18 protein-coding genes are annotated in these 22,140 nt (G+C 59.5%); 9 read left to right on the plus strand and 9 right to left on the minus strand.

What is annotated here, in order from left to right:
• Positions 1–79: 79 nt before the first annotated feature.
• The 7 genes from TU81_RS08490 to TU81_RS08520 all read left to right on the plus strand — a co-directional run bounded on the left by TU81_RS08490 (position 80) and on the right by TU81_RS08520 (position 5,714).
• A complete protein-coding gene (locus tag TU81_RS08490) occupies positions 80–1,069 on the plus strand; it encodes an alpha/beta fold hydrolase (protein ID WP_048394443.1) in 990 nt (329 codons plus the stop codon).
• 174 nt (positions 1,070–1,243) lie between these two features.
• Positions 1,244–1,735, plus strand: coding sequence for a ribonuclease E activity regulator RraA (rraA, locus tag TU81_RS08495; RefSeq protein ID WP_007902085.1), 492 nt, complete (start codon positions 1,244–1,246; stop codon positions 1,733–1,735).
• A gap of 25 nt (positions 1,736–1,760) precedes the next feature.
• Complete coding sequence (locus TU81_RS08500; RefSeq protein WP_048394445.1) at positions 1,761–2,756, plus strand: zinc transporter ZntB; 996 nt, start codon at positions 1,761–1,763, stop codon at positions 2,754–2,756.
• A 63-nt stretch (positions 2,757–2,819) separates the two neighbouring features.
• The gene (locus TU81_RS08505; RefSeq protein WP_038979914.1) at positions 2,820–3,068 is read left to right on the plus strand and encodes a hypothetical protein; all 249 of its coding nucleotides are present in this window, start codon (positions 2,820–2,822) and stop codon (positions 3,066–3,068) included.
• Positions 3,069–3,070: 2 nt separating this feature from the next.
• Positions 3,071–3,895 (plus strand): mechanosensitive ion channel family protein, encoded by an 825-nt coding sequence (locus TU81_RS08510; protein WP_007902078.1) that lies wholly within the window; start codon positions 3,071–3,073, stop codon positions 3,893–3,895.
• A gap of 86 nt (positions 3,896–3,981) precedes the next feature.
• Positions 3,982–4,572 (plus strand): RNA polymerase sigma factor SigX, encoded by a 591-nt coding sequence (gene sigX / locus TU81_RS08515; protein ID WP_038979916.1) that lies wholly within the window; start codon positions 3,982–3,984, stop codon positions 4,570–4,572.
• Positions 4,573–4,679: 107 nt separating this feature from the next.
• Positions 4,680–5,714 (plus strand): OmpA family protein, encoded by a 1,035-nt coding sequence (locus TU81_RS08520; RefSeq protein ID WP_038979917.1) that lies wholly within the window; start codon positions 4,680–4,682, stop codon positions 5,712–5,714.
• Between the two features lie 83 nt (positions 5,715–5,797).
• Here the strand turns inward: TU81_RS08520 and cobA are convergent, their stop codons facing one another.
• The 8 genes from cobA to TU81_RS08560 all read right to left on the minus strand — a co-directional run bounded on the left by cobA (position 5,798) and on the right by TU81_RS08560 (position 17,500).
• Entirely contained in the window at positions 5,798–6,562 is a 765-nt protein-coding gene (cobA, locus tag TU81_RS08525; protein WP_048394448.1) for a uroporphyrinogen-III C-methyltransferase, read from the minus strand.
• Positions 6,563–6,572: 10 nt separating this feature from the next.
• Positions 6,573–9,290: a nitrate reductase gene (locus TU81_RS08530; protein ID WP_048394450.1), complete on the minus strand. Its 2,718-nt coding sequence runs from the start codon at positions 9,288–9,290 to the stop codon at positions 6,573–6,575.
• The gene (gene nirD / locus TU81_RS08535) at positions 9,290–9,607 is read right to left on the minus strand and encodes a nitrite reductase small subunit NirD (protein ID WP_038979922.1); all 318 of its coding nucleotides are present in this window, start codon (positions 9,605–9,607) and stop codon (positions 9,290–9,292) included. Before nirD ends, TU81_RS08530 begins: the two co-directional genes overlap by 1 nt.
• The gene (gene nirB, locus TU81_RS08540; RefSeq protein WP_048394452.1) at positions 9,604–12,057 is read right to left on the minus strand and encodes a nitrite reductase large subunit NirB; all 2,454 of its coding nucleotides are present in this window, start codon (positions 12,055–12,057) and stop codon (positions 9,604–9,606) included. The genes nirD and nirB overlap by 4 nt, the downstream gene beginning before the upstream one ends.
• A gap of 389 nt (positions 12,058–12,446) precedes the next feature.
• Positions 12,447–14,117: a bifunctional protein-serine/threonine kinase/phosphatase gene (locus TU81_RS08545; RefSeq protein WP_038979925.1), complete on the minus strand. Its 1,671-nt coding sequence runs from the start codon at positions 14,115–14,117 to the stop codon at positions 12,447–12,449.
• Between the two features lie 7 nt (positions 14,118–14,124).
• Positions 14,125–15,336, minus strand: coding sequence for a nitrate/nitrite transporter (locus tag TU81_RS08550; RefSeq protein ID WP_038979926.1), 1,212 nt, complete (start codon positions 15,334–15,336; stop codon positions 14,125–14,127).
• Between the two features lie 361 nt (positions 15,337–15,697).
• Positions 15,698–16,273, minus strand: coding sequence for an ANTAR domain-containing response regulator (locus TU81_RS08555; RefSeq protein ID WP_008006986.1), 576 nt, complete (start codon positions 16,271–16,273; stop codon positions 15,698–15,700).
• 15 nt (positions 16,274–16,288) lie between these two features.
• Complete coding sequence (locus TU81_RS08560) at positions 16,289–17,500, minus strand: CmpA/NrtA family ABC transporter substrate-binding protein (protein ID WP_048394454.1); 1,212 nt, start codon at positions 17,498–17,500, stop codon at positions 16,289–16,291.
• 229 nt (positions 17,501–17,729) lie between these two features.
• Between TU81_RS08560 and TU81_RS08565 the strand changes: the two genes are divergently transcribed.
• The gene (locus tag TU81_RS08565) at positions 17,730–18,749 is read left to right on the plus strand and encodes a quinone-dependent dihydroorotate dehydrogenase (RefSeq protein ID WP_038980250.1); all 1,020 of its coding nucleotides are present in this window, start codon (positions 17,730–17,732) and stop codon (positions 18,747–18,749) included.
• 286 nt (positions 18,750–19,035) lie between these two features.
• Here TU81_RS08565 and rmf read toward each other — a convergent pair whose 3' ends face one another.
• The gene (rmf, locus tag TU81_RS29400; RefSeq protein ID WP_003223300.1) at positions 19,036–19,251 is read right to left on the minus strand and encodes a ribosome modulation factor; all 216 of its coding nucleotides are present in this window, start codon (positions 19,249–19,251) and stop codon (positions 19,036–19,038) included.
• Positions 19,252–19,782: 531 nt separating this feature from the next.
• Here rmf and rlmKL point away from each other — a divergent pair.
• A complete protein-coding gene (rlmKL, locus tag TU81_RS08570) occupies positions 19,783–22,053 on the plus strand; it encodes a bifunctional 23S rRNA (guanine(2069)-N(7))-methyltransferase RlmK/23S rRNA (guanine(2445)-N(2))-methyltransferase RlmL (RefSeq protein ID WP_038979928.1) in 2,271 nt (756 codons plus the stop codon).
• Positions 22,054–22,140: the final 87 nt, after the last annotated feature.

The raw sequence follows: 22,140 nt of genomic DNA on the forward strand, positions 1-22,140 counted from the left end.
TGTTAGTGTGGGTCGAGGCTTTAAGACTCAAGTAGGGCGGGCTCCATCTGGATGCCGCCCTTTTTTGTGCAAGAGCATTATGCAAAGCAGCAGCAATCTATTTCCTGTCGCCCTGATCAGCGCCGAACGGCGCGGTGATTTGAGCGAAGACGTCTATCGTTTGAAACCCGGCAACAGCCCCGACGGCACCGTCGAACTGGCTGTGACACGCCTGGGGCTGGCCGATGAGCCGGCGGTGCGTGGCGTGCCGGTGATTCTGTTGCACGGCAGCTTTTCCAATCGACGATTCTGGTTCTCTCCCAAAGGTCTGGGGTTGGGGGCTTATCTGACGCGTCTGGGGTTCGATGTGTGGATTCCGGAAATGCGCGGTCATGGGCTTTCTCAGCGCAATCAGGATTATCGTAAAAACCGCGTCGCCGACTACGCGCGTTACGATTTGCCGGCCATTGGCGCGTTCGTGCGCGAACAAAGCGGCCAGGTCCCACACTGGATCGGTCACTCGCTGGGTGGTATTACGCTGGCGGCGGCGCTGGGTGGGGAATACATCGGCGAGCCTGTCGTCGCGTCTGCGGCGTTTTTTGGCACTCAGGTCAGCCGCACCTACTGGCCGTTGAAGTTTCCGCCGGTGGAGTGGAGCGGGCGCTTCATTCTCAAGCGATTTGCCCAACTGTCAGGTTCACGGCTCAAGCGCGGCCCGGAGGACGAGCCGATTGGCCTGGCCCTGGAAAGCATGCGCTGGTACGGGCTGTTCGGCCGTTTTGGCGATGCCGACAAGGACTGGTGGGCGGGTTTGGCCGAGGTTCAGTTGCCAGTGCTGGCCGTGAGCGCCGCGGGTGATCATCAAGACCCGGCCTGGGCCTGCCGCAAGCTGTTCGATCAGGTCGGCTCCGAGCACAAGCAATTCATCACCCTTGGCCGCGAGCAAGGCTTTGGCGATAATTTCGGTCATGTGGAAATGCTTGTCAGCAAGTCTGCACAGACTGAAGTCTGGCCATTGGTGGCGCGTTGGCTGGCGGATCAACAGACGCCTTTGCTGGGTGGAAAGCCGGATTTGGCCGCGGCCGTTTGAGCCTGATGCTCTAACAAGGGCATTTCGCTCTGAACGGCTTGCGGCTAAGATATGACGCATTAAGCGGTTCTGGTCACTTTTGGTGATTGACTCGATCGGCGCGTTTGCAGCCGTTCAGCCTTGGCCCGCGTATGCTGCCTATTCGATTGTCTTCCTTCTTACAGGAGTTTCTCGATGAACCATTACCTCACGCCTGATCTGTGCGACGCCTACCCGGAGCTGGTACAGGTGCTGGAACCGATGTTCAGCAATTTCGGTGGCCGTGATTCTTTCGGTGGCGAAATCGTGACCATCAAATGTTTCGAAGATAATTCGCTGGTCAAGGAGCAAGTCGCGCTCAAGGGTAACGGTAAAGTGCTGGTGGTAGACGGTGGCGGTTCCCTGCGCCGCGCGCTGTTGGGCGACCTGCTGGCCGAGAAAGCCGCCAGTAACGGTTGGGAAGGGCTGGTGATCTACGGTTGCATCCGTGACGTCGACGTCATCGCGCAAACCGATCTGGGGGTTCAGGCCCTGGCCAGTCACCCGATGAAAACCGACCGGCGCGGTGTTGGTGAACTCAATATTGCCGTGACCTTCGCGGGTGTGACCTTCCACCCGGGGCACTATGTTTATGCGGACAACAACGGCGTGATCATTTCGCCAAGCCCGCTGAAGATGCCTGAATAAAGCGCGTTTCATTAAAGGGGTGAGGATGTTCGAGGAAGAAAACGCGCAGTGGGGGCTGGTGCATGCCCTGGTGCTGGACGGTAAAGGCGGTGCGCGTTCGATAGCCCGGACTGAACTCGATGACTTGCAGTTGCAGGCCCATGAAAGCCTGTGGCTGCACTGGGATCGTAGTCACCCGCAAACCCAGACCTGGCTGCGTAAGTACAGCGGTCTGAGTGAATTTAGTTGCGACTTGTTGCTGGAAGAGAACACCCGACCGCGCCTTTTGCCGCTGCCGGACTCCGAGCTGTTGCTGTTTCTGCGCGGGATCAACCTCAATCCAGGTGCCGAGCCGGAAGACATGGTCTCGGTGCGGATCTTCGGTTCGGCCCAGCGGGTTATCTCCCTGCGTCTGCGGCCGTTGCGCGCCACCGATGAGTTGCTGGTGCAGCTGGCCGAAGGCAAAGGGCCGAGAACCGCTTCCGAACTGATCCTTTATATGGCGCAATACCTCACCAACAAAGTGCAGAATCTGGTCAGTTGCCTCTCGGAAATCGTCGATGAGGAAGAAGAAAAGCTGGATACCGACGAACGGTATACACCGGAGCATGGGGCCGTTTTGCAGATCCGTCGCAGAGCGGCCGCACTGAAGCGTTTTCTGGCACCGCAGCGGGATATTTTCGGTCAGCTGACGCGGATAAAACTGCCGTGGTTCGTTGAAGACGATGGCGATTACTGGAACGAATTGAACAACAGCCTGACCCGTTATCTCGAGGAGCTGGAATTGACCCGGGAGCGCGTGGGGCTGGTCCTGGAGGCCGAAGACCGGCGTCTGAGCGTGCGGATGAACCGCACGATGTACCGCTTCGGGATCATCACCGGAATTTTTTTGCCGATGAGTTTTCTGACCGGTCTTCTGGGAATTAACGTCGGCGGTATTCCGTTCTCCACCAGCCCTTATGGCTTCCTGATCGCCTGCTTGCTGGCAGGCTCGGTAGCGCTGGGGCAGTGGTGGCTATTCCGACGTTTGCGCTGGTTCTGATGATGAGTCATGTGACCCGACCAAATTTGACCGCGTCTTTCACAGATATCACGAGAGGTGCGTATGCACGATCCGTTTGAACAGTCTTTGCGTGACATGCTCAAAGCTTCGCCGTCCAGCCGTGACGACGATGCCTGCCTGGGTCGCGTGCTGAAAACCGCCAACCGCCAGGTCGGTGCCGGCGATCTGTTCAGCCTGCTGGGCCGTTGGCTGCCCGCGCTGATGATCGCCCTGAATAACGGATCGGCCCATGTCGCGCCGGTCTCCCGTCTTCGTAAACCTTCCGCTCGCACTGCTGATAAGGCTGATTGAATATGGAACTTGATCTCTGGACTCAGAGCCTCGTCACTGCAATGACTGCGTTATGGACCAAAGTTGCGAACTTCATTCCGAACCTGTTTGGCGCACTGGTTGTGCTGCTGCTGGGTTTTGTCGTGGCCAAACTGCTGGACACGCTGCTCTCCAAATTGCTTGCCAAACTGGGCCTCGATCGCCTGATGGGCGGTACCGGGCTGACCAAATTGCTGTCCCGCGCCGGCCTTCAGGTGCCTATCTCCACATTGATCGGCAAGATCGTTTATTGGTTCGTTCTGCTGATTTTTCTGGTTTCTGCCGCAGAATCACTTGGACTTGAGCGAGTTTCGGCTACGCTGGACATGTTGGCGCTGTATTTGCCGAAAGTATTTGGCGCGGCGCTGGTGCTGCTGGTGGGTGTCTTGCTGGCGCAACTGGCCAATGGGCTGGTGCGTGGCGCGGCAGAAGGCGTAGGTCTTGATTACGCAGCGGGCCTGGGGCGAATTGCCCAGGGCCTGGTGATCATCATCAGTATTTCGGTTGCGATCAGTCAGTTGGAGGTCAAAACAGACCTGCTCAACCATGTGATCGTGATCGTCTTGATTACCGTTGGTCTGGCGGTTGCGCTGGCCATGGGTTTGGGAAGCCGGGAAATTGCCGGTCAGATTCTTGCGGGAATCTATGTGCGTGAGTTGTATCAGGTTGGGCAACAAGTGCGTGTTGGCGAGGTCGAAGGTCAGATCGAAGAGATCGGCACGGTTAAAACCACCGTGCTGACCGATGAGGGTGAGCTAGTCTCTCTCTCGAATCGGATTCTCTTGGAGCAGCATGTGAGTAGCCGCTAACCCGGCAAATCCTGCTAATGTATGCCGCCGCAAAATGCCCTGAAGGGCTGCGGCGGACATTGACCTGACTGTCGGCCAGACTTGTTTTGAATAAAGCTCAATTGCTCTCCACGCGCTACGACCCCCGCGAGCTCTCTGATGAGGAGTTGGTCGCGCGCTCGCATAACGAGCTGTTTCACGTAACGCGCGCTTATGAAGAACTGATGCGGCGTTACCAGCGAACATTATTTAACGTTTGTGCACGGTATCTCGGGAACGATCGTGACGCAGATGATGTCTGTCAGGAAGTGATGTTGAAGGTGCTGTACGGCCTGAAGAACTTCGAGGGCAAATCGAAGTTCAAGACGTGGCTATATAGCATCACGTACAACGAGTGCATCACGCAGTATCGGAAAGAACGGCGAAAGCGTCGCTTGATGGACGCTTTGAGTCTGGACCCCCTTGAGGAAGCGTCTGAAGAAAAGATGCCGAAACCCGAGGAGAAGGGCGGACTTGATCGCTGGCTGGTGTATGTGAACCCGATCGACCGTGAAATTCTGGTGCTACGATTTGTCGCAGAGCTGGAATTTCAGGAGATCGCAGACATAATGCACATGGGTTTGAGTGCGACAAAAATGCGTTACAAACGCGCTCTAGACAAATTGCGTGAGAAATTTGCAGGCATTGCTGAAACTTAGTTCGGCGCAAATATCTCTTACGTGTAGGCAAGTTCTGATAGACTTGCCGCCGAGTTGTCCCCCGGTTTGCGGGACTGCTTCACAATCACCAGATGGGGATTTAACGGATGAAACTGAAAAACACCTTGGGCTTGGCCATTGGTTCTCTTATTGCTGCCACTTCGTTCGGCGCTCTGGCACAAGGCCAAGGCGCAGTTGAAATCGAAGGCTTCGCTAAGAAAGAAATGTTCGATAGCGCTCGTGACTTCAAGAACAACGGCAACCTGTTCGGCGGTTCTGTTGGTTACTTCCTGACCGACGACGTTGAACTGCGTCTGGCCTACGACGAAGTGCACAACGCACGTGCCGAAGACGGCCGTAACATCAAGGGCTCCAACACCGCTCTGGATGCTCTGTACCACTTCAACAACCCGGGCGACATGCTGCGTCCGTACGTATCGGCTGGCTTCTCCGATCAGAGCATCGGTCAGAACGGCAAAAGCGGTCGTAACGGTTCCACCTTCGCCAACGTTGGCGGCGGTGCCAAGTTGTACTTCACTGACAACTTCTACGCCCGTGCCGGCGTTGAAGCTCAGTACAACATCGACCAGGGCGACACCGAGTGGGCTCCTAGCGTTGGTATCGGTGTGAACTTCGGTGGCGGCTCCAAGCCTGCTGCTGCTCCAGTTCCAGCACCAGCTGAAGTCTGCGCCGACAGCGACAACGATGGCGTTTGCGACAACGTTGACAAGTGCCCAGACACCCCAGCCAACGTAACTGTTGACGCTGATGGCTGCCCGGCAGTTGCTGAAGTTGTTCGTGTTGAGCTGGACGTGAAATTCGACTTCGACAAGTCGGTAGTCAAGCCTAACAGCTACGGCGACATCAAAAACCTGGCTGACTTCATGAAGCAGTACCCATCCACCACTACTACTGTTGAAGGTCACACTGACTCCGTCGGTCCTGACGCTTACAACCAGAAACTGTCCGAGCGTCGTGCAAACGCCGTTAAGCAAGTTCTGACCAACCAGTACGGTGTTGAATCGTCCCGCGTTCAGTCTGTTGGCTACGGCGAATCCCGCCCAGTTGCTGACAACAAAACTGACGCTGGTCGCGCTGTAAACCGTCGCGTAGAAGCGCAGGTTGAAGCTAGCGCTAAGTAATTAGCTCGCAGCTCTGGAAAAGCCCGGCTTAGGCCGGGCTTTTCTTTGTCTGCGATTTGGTGATGAGGGGTTGGCAGGTAGATTCAAGCTGATTGATCGGCCGCCATCGCGGGCAAGCCACGCTCCCACTGAGATGACGTTGCACAGGCTGCCACTGCTCCAATCACCAAAATGGCTGGGCTTTTCAATTCAAAGGCGCGGGCATCGAGTTCCATGGCTGCCAAGTCGCTCCGACATTCCCGTTGATGCGGCAGGGAAGCATTTTCGATCATCGCCACAGGTGTATCGGTAGCCATTCCGCCGGCCAACAGCTGTTCGCGAATCTCACTGAGCTTCGCTACGCCCATATAGATCACCAGCGTAGTGCCCCCTTGAGCCAGGGCCTGCCAATTCAGGCTGCTGTCATCCTGAGTGTGCGCCGTGACCAGTGTCACGCCACGCGCGACGCCCCTTAGCGTCAGCGGAATATCGCATTGGGTCGCGCCGGCAAGACCAGCGGTGATGCCATTGACCAGCTCAACCTCGACGCCACGCTCACGCAGCCACTGCGCTTCTTCACCGCCGCGCCCGAAGATGCACGGATCGCCACCCTTGAGCCGCACCACGCATTTGCCGTGACGGGTACAACGCAGCATCAGGCGATGAATGAAAGCTTGAGGCGTGGAGCGACAGCCACCGCGCTTACCCACAGGAATAATGCGCGCGTTCGGGCAATGCTCCAGCACCGCGTCATTGACCAGATCGTCGATCAACACGACGTCCGCTTCGCGCAACGCTCGAACCGCCTTGAGGGTCAGCAATTCAGGATCGCCAGGACCCGCACCCACCAGCCAGACTTTTGCGCTCATAGTGTTTTCCTCACGAGATGACGGCGACTGGCTGCGCAGTGGCGGCCAGCAAACGCTTGATTTCCGGGACGCAGGAGCCGCATTGCGTGCCACAGCCCAATTCTTGTTTCAAGCCCTGCAAGTCCAGACCACGGCTGATGCCAGCACACACGGCGTTCTGGCTGACGTTCATGCAGTTGCACAGGGTTTTGGTGCCCGATGCCGGACCGCCAGCGCTGCCCGGTGGCGCACTCAAAGGTGCCAGCAGCCAACGGCGTAGTTGTTCGTCGGCGCGACCTTCGAGCCAGAGGCTTTGCAGCCAGTGCTGGGCGAGGGTTTCACCGGCCAGGCGAATCGCGGTGATCCGACCGTTCTCGATCCGTACCCGCTTGCCGATCGAGCGCCGAGGATCGTCGTAGGCCAATACCGGACCGTCGTTGAGCCCCAGATATTGATCGATATCACGCAACAGCTGCGGCTCTGGCGCGGTGGCGCTGGCGGCGCGTATCAGCAGTGCAGGGCGCTCACGGCCGGTAAGGCTGAGGCTTGCGTAGGAAAACGCCTCGCAGAGCGGTCGCAGCGTCTCCAAGTGCTGTTGAACATCACCCTCAATCAGGGCGAAAAGCTGCCAAGGCAATTGCACAGGCTCGAGTCGTACACCGCTGTGTTTGAGTTCCGGTTGTTTCGACAATGGGTCGAAGGCGGGAAGGGTGAGGGTATTCACGCCGCCCTTGAGAAAGCGGTCGCCCCAATGCATCGGCAGAAACGCCTGGCCCGGACGTACGCTGTCATCGCTGCTGACCGGCACGATCACCGAGCCCCGGCGACTTTTCAGATTGATCAGGTCGCCAGGTTGCAGGCGATGCCGACGCAGTTCATCCGGGTGCAGGCTCAACACGGCTTCGCTGACATGGCCGAATAGCTGCGCGGCGGTACCGGTGCGGCTCATGCCGTGCCATTGATCGCGCAGGCGGCCGGTGATCAGGGTCAGCGGAAAACGCGCATCGCGTTGTTCCTTGGCGGCGCGATACGGGTCGGTCACGAATTGAGCGCGCCCACTGGCGGTCGGGAAAACTCCGTCGAGATACAGCCGCGCCGTGCCTTCGCGGGCACCGGCGGGGAAGGGCCATTGCTGCGGACCGAGTTGGTCGATCAATTCATGGCTGATCCCGGAGAGGTCGAGGTCGCGGTCGCGCGTCAGGTGTTTGTATTCATCGAAGACTTGCGCCGGAGTTTCAAAGGCAAACAAGCTGGTTGCTCCAGGGCGCAGATGTTTTTCCAGGCGCTGTGCGAAATCCACGGTGATTGCCCAGTCGGGCCGTGCTTCACCGGGTGCGCCGATGGCCTGACGGACGTGGGAAATGCGCCGTTCGGAGTTGGTGACCGTGCCGTCCTTTTCACCCCAACTGGCGGCGGGCAGCAGCAGGTCGGCGAACGTGGCGGTTTCGGTGGTGCGAAAGGCTTCTTGCAACACCACGAACGGGCAGGCTTGCAGTGCCTCGCGCACAGCGGTTTGATCCGGCAGCGACTGTGCAGGGTTGGTGCAGGCGATCCACAGGGCTTTGATCTTGCCGCTGCGCATCTGCTCGAACAGTTCGATGGCGGTTAGCCCGGTGTTCGCGGGCAGTTGATCAACGCCCCAATAGTCGGCCACTTGCGCGCGGTGTTCGGCATTGGCTGCTTCACGATGGCCTGGCAACAGATTCGACAAACTGCCGGTTTCCCGGCCACCCATGGCATTCGGCTGACCAGTCAGGGAGAAAGGTCCTGCGCCGGGGCGGCCGATTTGTCCGGTGGCCAGGTGCAGGTTGATCAACGCGCTGTTTTTTGCGCTGCCGGCGGTGGACTGATTCAGCCCCATGCACCACAGCGACAGAAAGCTCGGTGAAGTGCCGACCCATTCCGCGCATTGATGCAGTTGCTCGACGCTGATGCCGCAGAGTTGCGAAACCATTGTCGGGGTGTAATCACGCACCAGGTTTTTCAGCTCGGCCAAGCCTTCGGTGTGGGCCTTGATGAAATCGCGGTCGACCCAGTCTTCCCACAGCAACAGATGCAAAATCCCATGAAACAAGGCGACATCGGTGCCGGGCAGAATCGCCAAATGCATGTCGGCCAAATCGCAGGTGTCGGTGCGCCGTGGGTCGATGACGATGACTTTCATCTGTGGGCGGCGGGATTTGGCTTCTTCCAGGCGACGAAACAGTACCGGGTGAGCGTAGGCCATGTTGCTGCCGACGATCATCACGCAGTCGCTCAATTCCAGGTCTTCGTAGTTGCAAGGCGGAGCATCGGCGCCAAGGCTGCGCTTGTAGCCGACCACCGCAGAAGACATGCACAGCCGTGAATTGCTGTCGATGTTGTTGGTGCCCACCAGCGCCCGCGCCAGTTTGTTGAAGGCGTAGTAATCCTCGGTCAGCAATTGCCCGGAGATATAGAACGCAACGCTGTCCGGGCCGTGCTCGGCGATGGTTTCGGCGAAGACGCTGGCGGCGTGATCGAGAGCCGTGTCCCAGTCGGTGCGGCTGCGGGCCAGGCCTTTGCCCAGGCGCAGCTCCGGGTACAACGCCCGTGCTGCCAAGTCGCCGGTCAGGTGCAGGGTCGAACCTTTACTGCACAATTTGCCGAAGTTGGCCGGGTGCGCAGGATCGCCGCTGACGCCGAGGATGCGCTCGCCGTCGTGCTCGATCAGCACGCCGCAGCCGACCCCGCAGTAGCAGCAGGTGGAGGCGGTGATTTGACGGTCCATCAGCTTGCTTCCCGTAGGGCCAGCAGCACGCGGCCGTTCTCGACCCGTGCCGAATGATGGTGGGCGCAGCCGACATCCGGGGCCTGAGCCTCGCCGGTTTCCAGGTCGATCTGCCAGTTGTGCAGCGGGCAGGCCACTCGTTTGCCGTAGATCAAACCCTGGGACAGCGGCCCGCCCTTATGCGGGCAGCGGTCGTCGAGGGCGAAAACCTCATCGTCGCTCGTACGAAAAATCGCGATGTCGCCTTTCGGGCCGGCGATGATCCGCGAGCCAAGGGTGTTGATCTCTTCCAGTGCGCAGATATCCAGCCAGTTCATACCGACACCTCCAGGTTCTTCACGGGAATGACCTCGAATTCTTTTTTCAGCAGTGGCTGTTCGAGGCGTTCCTTCCAGGGGTCCTGTTCGAACGACAGGGAAAATTGCAGGCGATCGTTCAAGGCCTTGCGCCGCTCCGGGTCTTCCAGCACGGCTTTCTTGATGTGCTCCATGCCGACCCGTTGCAGGTAATGCACGGTGCGCTCGAGGTAGAAGGCTTCTTCGCGATACAGCTGCAGGAACGCGCCGTTGTATTCGCGCACTTCTTCGGCGGTTTTCAGTTTGACGAAGAACTCCGCGACTTCGGTTTTGATCCCGCCGTTGCCACCGATGTACATCTCCCAGCCGGAGTCCACGCCGATAATTCCGACGTCCTTGATCCCCGCTTCCGAGCAGTTGCGTGGGCAACCGGAGACGGCCAGTTTCACTTTATGCGGCGACCACATGTTGAACAGGTCGTGCTCAAGCTCGATGCCCAGTTGCGTGGAATTCTGGGTGCCGAAGCGGCAGAACTCGCTGCCGACGCAGGTTTTTACCGTGCGGATGGATTTGCCGTAGGCGTGGCCGGAGGGCATGTCCAGGTCTTTCCAGACGCCTGGCAGGTCCTGCTTTTTGATCCCCAGCAAGTCGATGCGCTGGCCGCCGGTGACCTTGACCATCGGCACGTTGTACTTGTCGGCCACGTCGGCAATGCGCCGCAGCTCTGAAGGATTGGTCACACCGCCCCACATCCGCGGGACTATAGAGTAAGTGCCGTCTTTCTGAATGTTGGCGTGGGCGCGTTCGTTGATCAGGCGCGATTGTGGATCGTCCTTGGCTTCGCCCGGCCAGGTGGAGATCAGGTAGTAGTTGAGCGCCGGACGGCACGTGGCGCAACCGTTCGGGGTGCGCCAGTTCAGGTAGCTCATGGTGCCGGCGATGGTCAGCAGGTGCTGGTCGCGGATGGCTTGACGGATTTGCCCGTGATTGAGGTCGCTGCAACCGCAGATGGCTTTTTCGCTTTTCGGTTTGACGTCCGCTGCACCGCCCACGGTGTTGATCAGGATCTGCTCGACGAGGCCGGCGCAGGAACCGCAGGAGCTGGCGGCCTTGGTGTGTTTTTTCACGTCATCGACGCTGAACAGACCGTGTTCCTGGATGGCCTTGACGATGGTGCCTTTGCACACGCCGTTGCAACCGCAGACTTCGGCGGTGTCGGCCATGCTCATGGCTTTGTCCTGACCTTGATGTCCTACATCGCCCAAGGCGTTTTCGCCGAACATCAAGTGATCGCGGATCTCGCCGATGGCGTGGTTCTCACGGATCTGCCGGAAATACCAACCGCCATCTGCCGTATCGCCGTACAGACAGGCGCCGACCAGCACGTCATCCTTGATCACCAGTTTTTTGTAGACCCCGCCGATCGGGTCGGAGAGGGTGATGGTTTCGGTGCCTTCGCCGCCCATGAAGTCGCCGGCAGAAAACAGGTCGATGCCGGTGACTTTCAATTTGGTCGAAGTCACCGAACCCTTGTAGGTGGCGAAACCCAGTTGGGCGAGGTGGTTGGCGCATACCTTGGCCTGTTCGAACAGCGGCGCGACCAGACCGTAGGCGATACCACGGTGGCTGGCGCATTCGCCGATGGCGTAGACCCGAGGGTCGTAGGTTTGCATCGTGTCGTTGACCAGAATCCCGCGGTTGCACGGGATACCGGATTTTTCCGCGAGTTCGGTATTGGGGCGAATACCGGCGGCCATCACCACCAGATCGGCGGGGATGATGTCGCCGTTCTTGAACTGCACCGAGCCGACCCGGCCGTTGCCGGCATCGTGCAGAGCCTGGGTCTGTTCGCACAGGCGAAAGTGCAGGCCACGAGCTTCCAGGGCGGTTTGCAGGAGTTGACCGCTGGTTTTGTCCAGTTGCCGTTCCAGCAGCCATTCGCCGATGTGCACCACGGTGACGTGCATGCCGCGCAGCATCAGGCCATTGGCGGCTTCAAGACCCAGCAGACCGCCGCCGATGACCACGGCGTGCTTGTGGGTCTTGGCGGTGTCGATCATCGCCTGGGTGTCGGCAATATCGCGGTAGCCGATTACGCCCTGCAAAGTATTACCTGGGATCGGCAGGATGAACGGGGTCGAACCGGTGGCAATCAGCAGACGGTCGTATTCGGCCTCGGTGCCGTCCTCGGCGATGACCCGACGTTTGACCCGGTCGATCTCCACCACTTTGCGGTTGAGCAGCAGCTTGATGTTGTTTTCCAGGTACCAGTCCAGATCGTTGAGCACGATCTCTTCGAACGTCTGTTCGCCGGCCAGTACAGGCGACAGGAGGATGCGGTTGTAGTTGGTATGGGGTTCGGCGCCGAAGACCGTGATGTCGTACAGCTCATTACTCAGCTTGAGCAGTTCTTCCAGGGTACGAACCCCGGCCATGCCGTTGCCGATCATCACTAGTTTTAGTTTTTTCATCAGGTTCTCCGGGGAGCTCGGGCCTGCCTCATCAGGGCATTCAGGCCTTGCTCGACAAAATTTTGCGCAAACAAAAAAAGGCGTCCCGCTAGTTAACTAGCGAGGACGCCTTTGTCCTTGTCCCGTTCTCTCGGGCAGCGCAGCCTTCTACGTTGAAGGTTGGGCTTTATGTATGTTGGGAAAGGTAATGCAGTGGTTGTGCCAAGTCGCACAAATGCCGAATTTATGGGTTCTCATCATGGGAGAAGGGTGTTTGCGTGCACCGGTTAAAGGCGCGACGCCCGGTTTTGAAGCAGAAAGATCAAAAGATCGCAGGCTGCGCCAGCTCCTACAGGAGATCGTGGGCACCCGTAGGAGCTGGCGCAGCCTGCGATCTTTTGATCTTCTGGTCAGTTATGAAAGAGTAAAAACAGCAGCACCAGATTCACCAGCAACGACACCAGCGCCAACGTCCGCCAGACTTTCAGCGGTTCGCGCTCCAGCAACGGTCTGGGGCGTACGCTCAAACTGCGTCGTTCTCCCTGTTCCAGTAGCAACAACCATTCTTCCGCCGTTTCAAAACGCTGATCCGGAGCCGCCGCCACCGCGCGCTCCAGACTTTGCGCAATCCATTCCGGCAGGTCGGGCCGGTAGCGACTGGCGCTGACAGGCACACCAAACCGGGGGCGCTGGAACGCTTCGATTTCGCCGTAGGGATAATGCCCGGTCAGCAGGTAATACAAGGTCACGCCGACCGCATACAAATCCTGTTGTGGTGTAGGAGGATCACCTCGAAAGGCTTCCGGCGCGATATAGCTGGGCGTTCCGGGCAGGGCGCAAGCTTGATCTTCGGACAGCCCGGGGCAGTAGGCGAGGCCGAAGTCCAGCAGGCGCAGCTCACCGTCGTCCCCTAGCAGCAGGTTCTCCGGTTTGATATCGCGATGCAGAATCTGCCGTCGATGCAATATGCCGATGGCCCGCAGCAAGCGTTCGGCCAGGTCCAGCCATTGAGCCAATGGCAGCGTTGCGACACGCTCATGCAGCTCAGCCAAGGTCGACCCGGAATATTCACGCATCACGTAGTACAAATGCTGACGCTGACTGGCGGCATGGACTTCAGGAAAATGCCGCCCGGCCACACGCTTGAGAAACCATTCCTCCGACAACAACGCCTGCCCGGCCTGATGATCGTCACGCAGCGCACCGGGCAAGGTTTTCAGCAGCCAGGGCTGTTGTTGTCCGTCGCGCACCCGATAGAGCAGTGATTGCTGGCTCTGGCCGAGGATCCCTTCGACCTGCCAGCCTTCGAAAGTCTGGCCCGGCTTCAGCGCAGGCGGGAGTGGCCATTGCTGCAGATGAATCAGCGCATCGCCAATGCTGGTTTCACCGAGGGCATCGACCCGCACCAGCAGGGCGCTGGCGTTGTCCTGACTGCCGGCCAGGTGCGCGGCGCTGACCAGGGTCTGCGCGGCACTGTTCAGGTCAGGTTGATCGCGCAAAATGCCTGCAATGGCGGTGTCGCCCAGCACGGCCCAGATGCCGTCGCTGAGCAGCACGAAACTCTCGTTCAGGCGCAGTTCGCCATCGAGAAAGTCCAGCACCAGGTGTTGATCCAGCCCCAAGGCCCGTTTGAGCACATGCTGCATGCCCGGTTGGTCCCAGACGTGATCCTCGCTCACCCGTTGCAGCGTGTCGGCGTGCCAGCGATAAACCCGGCAATCGCCGACATGCGCCAGGGTGAAACGCCGGCCGCGCATCACCAAGGCACTGACGGTGGTCAGCAGCGGTTGCCCGCCGCCGTTAGCCTGCAACCAGCGATTTTGCGCCAGTAGCAGACGGTCCAATGCCTGGGCGACGCCCCAGGTTTCCGGGGTGGCGTAGTAGTCCAGCGCCAAGGCCTGCAAGGTTGAACGGGCCGCAAGACCGCCATCGGCGCATTGGCTGACGCCGTCGGCGATGGCGAACAGGTAACCCTTGCTTGCCGCCAGCGCCGGGGCCGGAGTGACCAGGCGCAGAGCGTCCTGGTTCTCCTCGCGGGGGCCGATAGCGCTGTGTTCGGCGAAGCTCAGTTGCAGGCTCATTCAGTCCTCACACCCGTGCTGCGGTGACGGCTGCCGAACCCCAAGTGGTTCTCCAGCGACGTTTCACACCGTGCAGACCGAACCAGGCAAGTACACCGAGGCTTGCGAACAACCACAACGCCAGCTGATAGCTGCCGGTGCTTTGCTTGATCGCGCCCATGCCGGCTGCCAGTGCGAAGCCACCGATGCCGCCGGCCATGCCGATCAACCCGGTCATTACACCGATCTCCCGACGAAAACGCTGCGGGACCAACTGGAATACCGCACCGTTGCCTGCACCCAAACCGAGCATGGTGCAGACGAAAAGCGCCAACGCGGCGTAGGAACTCGGCAGATTGAAACCCACTGTCGCAATGCAGATCGCTGCCACGGTGTACATCGCCAGCAAGGTGCGAATCCCGCCGAAGCGGTCCGCCAGTGCGCCGCCCAACGGGCGCATCAGGCTGCCACCGAACACACAAGCAGCAGTGTAGTAGCCGGCAGTCACCGGGCTCAGGCCGTATTGGTCGTTGAAGTAGCCAGGCAGGGCGCTGGCCAGACCGATGAAGCCACCGAAGGTCACGCTGTAGAAAAACATGAACCACCAGCTGTCGCGGTCACCCAGGGCCTTGAAATAGTCAGACACGGACTTGGGTTTCGGGCGCTCGGGTGCATTTTTGGCCAGCCAGGCGAAGACGATCAAGGTCAGGATCAGCGGGATCAGGGCGAAGCCGAACACGTTGCTCCAGCCAAATGCAGCGGCCAGTACCGGGGCGATCAGGGCCGCGAGCACGGTGCCCGAGTTACCGGCACCGGCGATGCCCATGGCTTTGCCTTGGTGCTGGGGCGGATACCATTGCGAGGCCAATGGCAGGGCGACGGCGAAGGACGCACCGGCCATGCCGAGGAACAGGCCCAGCAACAGCGCTTGCTCGTAACTGTGAATGCCGACTTTCCAGGCGACGAACAGGGCGCAGATGACGATCACCTGGCCGATTATCCCGGCGGTTTTTGGCGACAGGCGATCAGCCAGCAGGCCCATCGCAAAGCGTAATACGGCGCCGGCCAGAATCGGCGTGGCCACCATCAGCCCGCGTTGTTGGGTGGTCAGCTGCAGGTCAGCGGCGATCTGCACCGCCATTGGGCCGAGCAGGTACCAGACCATGAAGCTCAGATCGAAATAGAGAAAGGCTGCGAACAGGGTCGGGGTATGGCCGGATTTCCAGAAGCTTGAATTCATCGCGCACCTCAGCTGTCAGGCGTATCAAGAAGGAGTCATGAGCTTGCAGGTGGGCGCCGCTATGGCCGCACCACCGGCCCCGGTCTCTGGGGCCAAAACGGAAAAACGCCGCTACCCGATCCGCCAAGGGGGGCGAATGAGGTGAGCGACGTCTTTGTCGTAGGTGGGGCAACCGCCGTTGGTTACCTTGCAGTGATTTACTTAGCGAGATTTGTGCCAACACGTGAGATCGGAGTTGTGGCCATTCGCGGGCAAGCCTCGCTCCTACAGGTTTTGTGGTGAATCCAGATGTTGTAAACGACACAACACCTGTAGGAGCGAGGCTTGCCCGCGAAGGCGTCAGCACAGGCTCCGCAAGACTTCAGCCAAGCAACTCACTCATGGCAATAATCTGCTCCGCCACCTGGATCAGCTTCTGCTGGCGGCTCATGGCCTGGCGGCGCATCAGGGTGTAGGCCTCTTCTTCGTTGCAGTCCTTCATCTTCATCAGCAGCCCCTTGGCCAGCTCGATGCGCTTGCGCTCGGCCAGTTGCTGGTCGCGGGCGTGCAGTTGCGCGCGCAGGGCCTGGTCGCTTTCAAAGCGCGCCATGGCCACGTCGAGAATCGGCTGCAAGCGTTGTGCGTGAATGCCTTCGACGATGTAGGCACTGACGCCGGACTTGATCGCGCGGCGCATCACGTCGGGATCGTGCTCGTCGGTGAACATCACAATCGGCCGTGGTTGGTCACGGGTCACCAGCACCACTTGCTCCATCACATCGCGGCTCGGTGACTCGGTATCGATCAGGATCACGTCCGGACGCACCGTTTCGACGCGCGCGGGCAGGTCAATGGTCAGGCCGGACTCGTCGATGACCTCGAACCCGGCTTCGGTCAGGGCCGCCTTCAGACGCCCGACTTTTTTCGCAGTGTCATTGATCAGCAGGATACGCAACATATTCGCAGGCTCCTGTCAGCGGCTGGCGAGAAGGGGAGCGCTGTCGCTCATGGCGTGCAGCGTGAAGCTGCGGGCATAGCCGGCCGGGTCCGAACCGTCCCAGACTTTGCCGTCGATCAATTGACTGCTGCGCATTTCCTGACTCCGGGTGGGCACACCGACAGCAGTGGCGGCCTCACGGTATAAGTCTAGTTGCTGGACCTGACGGGCCACGCCGAGGTAATCCGGGTCATCACGCAACAAACCCCAGCGCCGGAACTGGGTCATGAACCACATACCGTCGGACAAATACGGCAGATTGACCTCACCACCACCGTGGAAACGCATGGCGTGCGGGTCTTGCCAGCGATTACCCAAGCCGTCGGCGTAGTCACCGAGCAAGCGCGGTTCGATGCAATCGAGCGGTGCATCCAGATACTCGGGTGCACTCAACAGTTGCGCGGTGCTGCGGCGATTTTCGTGGCTGGCTTCGATGAATCGGCTGGCCTCGAGGATCGCCATCACCAATGCCCGTGCGGTATTGGGGTATTGCTCAACGAAGGCGCGGGTGCAGCCGAGGACTTTTTCCGGGTGATCGGGCCAGAGGGTCTGGCTGGTGGCCATGGTAAACCCGAGATTTTGCTGCACCGCACTGGCCGCCCATGGCTCGCCGACGCAGAAGCCGTCGATGCGCCCGGCTTGCAGGTGTGCGACCATTTGCGGCGGCGGGACCACCACGCTGTCGACATCCTGCAACGGATGAATACCCTGGCTCGCGAGCCAGTAATACAGCCACATGGCGTGGGTGCCCGTAGGAAATGTCTGGGCGAAGGTCAGTTTTGGGCGACTTTGGTGCACATGCCGGTCCAGTGCTTCAGGACTGGTCACGCCCAGGGCCTGCAAGCCGTGGGAGAGGTTGATGCTCTGGCCGTTCTGATTCAGGCCCATGAGCACGGCCATATCGGTGGAGGCTATGCCGCCGATGCCCAGGTGCACGGCGTAAATCAGGCCGTACAGGCTGTGGGCGGCGTCCAGTTCGCCGCTGACCAGTTTGTCCCGCAGGTTGGCCCACGATGATTGGCGCTTGAGGTTCAGGGTCAGGCCATAGGGTTGGGCGAAGCCCTGAGTGGCGGCAACCACCACTGAGGCGCAGTCGCTCAGGGCCATGAAGCCGAGGTTGATTGCGGTTTTTTCCGGGGCATCGCTGCCATTGACCCAGGCCAGTGGGCCGGCTGATGGTTCGTTCATCGATTTCGCACCTTCCAAAAAAAAGCGTCGTCCCAAGGCCTTTGCGTGGGCAAAGCCGGGTGACGACGCCATTGTCCTTCCACTCATCCCGCCGTTGGCATGAGTGCTGATGCCTGTGACGGTGCAAGGCATATGCCATCGCTGGCTGATTTTGTTGCGCGCCTCGCCTGTGGACCCGATGCGCGGCTATAATCGCCGCCTCTCATCGCCAACCGAGTCAAGCCTGCCCATGTACACCCTGGCCCGTCAGCTGCTGTTCAAACTTTCCCCGGAAACCTCCCACGATCTGTCCCTGGACCTGATCGGCGCGGGCGGGCGTTTGGGCCTTAACGGCTTGCTGTGCAAGGCACCGGCGAAACTGCCGGTAACGGTCATGGGCCTGGAGTTCCCGAACCCGGTGGGTTTGGCGGCCGGTCTGGACAAAAACGGCGCAGCGATCGATGGCTTTGCCCAATTGGGTTTCGGTTTCGTCGAAATCGGCACCATCACACCACGTCCGCAACCGGGTAACCCGAAACCACGGATTTTCCGCTTGCCGGACGCCGAGGCGATCATCAACCGCATGGGTTTCAATAACCTCGGCGTCGATCACTTGCTCGCTCGCGTGGCAGCGGCCAAGTACAAGGGCGTGCTGGGCATCAACATCGGCAAGAACTTCGATACGCCGGTTGAGCGTGCGGTCGATGACTACCTGATCTGCCTGGACAAGGTCTATGCCCACGCCAGCTATGTGACGGTCAACGTCAGTTCGCCGAACACTCCAGGCCTGCGCAGCCTGCAATTCGGCGATTCGCTCAAGCAATTGCTCGCCGACCTGGCCACCCGCCGGGCGGAACTGGCCCTGCGTCATGGCAAACATGTACCGCTGGCGATCAAGATCGCGCCGGACATGACCGACGAAGAAACCGCTCAAGTCGCCCAAGCGCTGATCGAAACCGGGATGGACGCGGTGATTGCCACCAACACCACCCTGAGTCGCGTTGGCGTCGAAGGCATGGAACATGGTGACGAGGCGGGCGGGTTGTCCGGCGCACCGGTTCGCGACAAGAGCACTCACACGGTGAAGGTGCTGGCAGCGGAACTGGCCGGTCGCTTGCCGATCATCGCCGTGGGCGGCATCACCGAAGGCAAGCACGCGGCTGAGAAAATCGCCGCGGGTGCGAGTTTGGTGCAGCTCTACTCCGGCTTCATCTATAAAGGTCCGGCGTTGATTCGTGAGTCGGTGGATGCCATCGCCGCGCTGCGCTAGCTGACATCTGGGGTGCGGTGTACACGGTCAATGTAGGAGCTGCCGAAGGCTGCGATCTTTTGATTTTGCTTTTTACAATCAAGGGCAAGATCAAAAGATCGCAGCCTTCGGCAGCGCCTACAGGGGGATTGTGTTTAGCCAGTTCCGCAGGCGTGCTTAGCCAGATATCAGACATAAAAAAGGGCTCCTCGAAGGAGCCCCTGGGCCGAAGCCCGCCGTCCGGATGGGACGTGCGTGGTTAAGTCGTTGCGTAATCAGATTGTCGTGTCGGAGTGTGTGCCCTGTATTAGCCGACGGCGTGAAGTTCGTTGAGTCTGTGGATTCCCGCAGTGCCGGTCATACCGTCCCAGTTGTCGCCGCGTCCTTCTCGCCAGCCATTGATCCAGGCTTGGCGTACCGACGGTAGAGTAAAAGGGCAAAGCTCACGGGATTTACCACCAACGCCATATTGATATCCGCGCAAAAATGCTCTTTCCAACGGATCACGCTTAAGTCTTCTCATAGGGTGTTGCCCTCACTTGTTGACTGTATTTATCGCGTCGACCTCAATCGAGGTCAGGCAGAAAAATCCTGCCGTTGGCGGCTCGCTGCCGGCGTCGCGAGCCAAGGTGTTGACGCCGTTGCGACGTCAACCTGAGTTGAGTTCTAACCAATGCGTCACATCGAGGGAATGATCGTTTTGTCATAAGAACGTAACCATAAAGATGCTATGGCCATAAGTAACACGATATTTGTCCCGTGTTTATTGGCCAAAGCCCGGTATGATCGGCCCTGCGCGGGATGAGAGGGTTGAGGCCTTTAACGAGAATGACACCCGTTCACTTGGGGACTATTCGACGAAGGGTCGACTTATGACATTTTGTTGCATCAACTTTTTTATCTGCCCTGGCATCTAAGCTCTTTTAACCCGAGCAGTCAGGGTGGGGACGGCACACCTTCGTGCCACGCGGGCGTTCTGTTAGAAAAGCGCCTGATTGAAAACCGGATCGGCAATGCGTTGCCGGTTCACTTAGCTAAAGGCTCTGGAATTACCATGTCCGATCGTTTCGAACTCTTCCTCACTTGCCCCAAAGGCCTTGAAGGCCTGCTCATCGAGGAAGCCGTCGGGCTTGGCCTTGAGGAAGCACGTGAACACACCTCGGCTGTGCGCGGCATGGCCACCATGGAAACCGCCTATCGCCTGTGCCTGTGGTCGCGTCTGGCGAACCGCGTGCTGCTGGTGCTCAAGCGCTTCCCGATGAAGGACGCCGAAGACCTCTATCACGGCGTGCTGGATATCGAGTGGCAAGACCACATGCTCAACGATGGCACCCTGGCCGTCGAATTCAGCGGTCACGGCTCGGGCATCGACAACACCCACTTCGGCGCCTTGAAAGTTAAAGACGCCATCGTCGACAAACTGCGTACTCCGCAAGGCGATCGTCCGTCGATCGACAAACTCAACCCGGACCTGCGTATTCACCTGCGCCTGGACCGTGGCGAAGCGATTCTGTCCCTCGACCTTTCCGGTCACAGCCTGCACCAGCGTGGTTACCGCTTGCAGCAGGGCGCGGCGCCGCTGAAGGAAAACCTCGCGGCGGCGATTCTTATCCGTTCCGGCTGGCCACGGATTGCCGCCGATGGCGGCGCACTGGCTGACCCGATGTGCGGTGTCGGTACGTTCCTGGTCGAAGCCGCGATGATCGCCGCCGACATGGCGCCGAACCTGCGTCGTGAGCAGTGGGGCTTCACCGCCTGGCTCGGTCACGTGCCGGCGCTGTGGAAAAAGCTCCACGAAGAAGCCACCGAACGCGCCGCGGCCGGCCTGGCCAAGCCACCGCTGTGGATTCGCGGTTACGAAGCTGACCCGCGCCTGATTCAACCGGGCCGCAATAACGTCGAACGTGCCGGCTTGAGCGAGTGGATCAAGATCTATCAGGGCGAAGTCGCGACGTTCGAGCCGCGCCCGGACCAGAACCAGAAAGGTCTGGTGATCTGCAACCCTCCGTACGGCGAGCGTCTGGGCGATGAGGCGAGTCTGCTCTATCTCTACCAGAACCTCGGCGAACGTCTGCGTCAGGCGTGCCTGAACTGGGAAGCGGCGGTGTTCACCGGCGCCCCGGACTTGGGCAAGCGCATGGGTATCCGCAGCCACAAGCAGTATTCGTTCTGGAACGGTGCCTTGCCGTGCAAATTGCTGCTGATCAAGGTCACGCCGGACCAGTTCGTAACCGGCGAGCGTCGTACTCCGGAACAGCGCCAGATCGAGCGCGAACAGGCCGAGTCCGATGCACCGTCGAACATCGAAGCGCCGGGCAAGTACGAGAAGTACAACAAGAACGGCAACCCGATCAAACCGGCCCCGGTGGTGATCGAGCAACCGCGCTTGAGCGAAGGCGGGCAGATGTTTGCCAACCGTCTGCAAAAGAACCTCAAGGCGCTGGGCAAGTGGGTCAAGCGTGAGGGCATCGATTGCTACCGCGTCTACGATGCCGACATGCCGGAATATTCCATGGCCATCGACCTGTATCACGACTGGGTCCACGTTCAGGAATACGCCGCACCGAAATCCATCGATCCGGAAAAAGCCTCGGCGCGGATGTTCGATGCCTTGGCGGCGATCCCGCAAGCGTTGAACATCGACAAGAACCGCGTAGTGGTCAAACGTCGCGAGCGTCAGAGCGGCACCAAGCAGTACGAGCGTCAGGCAGCACAGGGCAAGTTCGTCGAGGTCAACGAAGGCGGCATCCAGCTGCTGGTGAACCTCACCGACTACCTTGACACCGGGTTGTTCCTCGACCACCGGCCGATGCGCATGCGGATTCAGAAAGAGGCGGCCGGCAAGCGCTTCCTCAACCTGTATTGCTACACCGCAACCGCCAGCGTTCATGCGGCCAAGGGCGGTGCACGCAGCACCACCAGCGTCGACCTGTCGAAAACCTATCTGGATTGGGCGCGTCGCAACCTGTCGCTGAACGGTTTCTCCGACAAGAACCGTCTGGAGCAAAGCGATGTGATGGCCTGGCTCGATGCCTGCCGTGACGAGTATGACTTGATCTTCATCGACCCGCCGACCTTCTCCAACTCCAAGCGCATGGAAGGGATCTTCGATGTGCAGCGTGATCAGGTGCAGTTGATCGACTTGGCCATGGCGCGTCTGGCGCCGGGCGGGGTGTTGTACTTCTCCAACAACTTCCGCAAGTTCACGCTTGAGGAAAACCTCACCGAGCGTTATGCCGTTGAAGAAATCACCGCCCAGACCATCGATCCGGATTTCGCCCGTAATGGCAAGATCCACCGTGCCTGGAAGATCACTGCTCGCTGACACTTGAGCCTGATTGGATCCACAGAGCCTTGATTTTTAAAGGCTCTTGGGTTCTTTCAGTGCTGGTCAAATTAGTGGCTAATAGCT

It is taken from the genome of Pseudomonas lini (genome assembly GCF_001042905.1).
Taxonomy (GTDB): Bacteria; Pseudomonadota; Gammaproteobacteria; order Pseudomonadales; family Pseudomonadaceae; genus Aquipseudomonas; species Aquipseudomonas lini.

Coding starts and splice junctions, on each gene's coding strand:
- TU81_RS08530 (WP_048394450.1), bottom strand. CDS start 9,290: ATGGACCGTCAAATCACCGCCTCCACCTGCTGCTACTGCGGGGTCGGC.
- rraA (WP_007902085.1), top strand. CDS start 1,244: ATGAACCATTACCTCACGCCTGATCTGTGCGACGCCTACCCGGAGCTG.
- rlmKL (WP_038979928.1), top strand. CDS start 19,783: ATGTCCGATCGTTTCGAACTCTTCCTCACTTGCCCCAAAGGCCTTGAA.
- TU81_RS08545 (WP_038979925.1), bottom strand. CDS start 14,117: ATGAGCCTGCAACTGAGCTTCGCCGAACACAGCGCTATCGGCCCCCGC.
- TU81_RS08555 (WP_008006986.1), bottom strand. CDS start 16,273: ATGTTGCGTATCCTGCTGATCAATGACACTGCGAAAAAAGTCGGGCGT.
- TU81_RS08520 (WP_038979917.1), top strand. CDS start 4,680: ATGAAACTGAAAAACACCTTGGGCTTGGCCATTGGTTCTCTTATTGCT.
- TU81_RS08565 (WP_038980250.1), top strand. CDS start 17,730: ATGTACACCCTGGCCCGTCAGCTGCTGTTCAAACTTTCCCCGGAAACC.
- TU81_RS08500 (WP_048394445.1), top strand. CDS start 1,761: ATGTTCGAGGAAGAAAACGCGCAGTGGGGGCTGGTGCATGCCCTGGTG.
- cobA (WP_048394448.1), bottom strand. CDS start 6,562: ATGAGCGCAAAAGTCTGGCTGGTGGGTGCGGGTCCTGGCGATCCTGAA.
- TU81_RS08510 (WP_007902078.1), top strand. CDS start 3,071: ATGGAACTTGATCTCTGGACTCAGAGCCTCGTCACTGCAATGACTGCG.
- nirB (WP_048394452.1), bottom strand. CDS start 12,057: ATGAAAAAACTAAAACTAGTGATGATCGGCAACGGCATGGCCGGGGTT.
- TU81_RS08505 (WP_038979914.1), top strand. CDS start 2,820: ATGCACGATCCGTTTGAACAGTCTTTGCGTGACATGCTCAAAGCTTCG.
- nirD (WP_038979922.1), bottom strand. CDS start 9,607: ATGAACTGGCTGGATATCTGCGCACTGGAAGAGATCAACACCCTTGGC.
- TU81_RS08560 (WP_048394454.1), bottom strand. CDS start 17,500: ATGAACGAACCATCAGCCGGCCCACTGGCCTGGGTCAATGGCAGCGAT.
- TU81_RS08550 (WP_038979926.1), bottom strand. CDS start 15,336: ATGAATTCAAGCTTCTGGAAATCCGGCCATACCCCGACCCTGTTCGCA.
- TU81_RS08490 (WP_048394443.1), top strand. CDS start 80: ATGCAAAGCAGCAGCAATCTATTTCCTGTCGCCCTGATCAGCGCCGAA.
- rmf (WP_003223300.1), bottom strand. CDS start 19,251: ATGAGAAGACTTAAGCGTGATCCGTTGGAAAGAGCATTTTTGCGCGGA.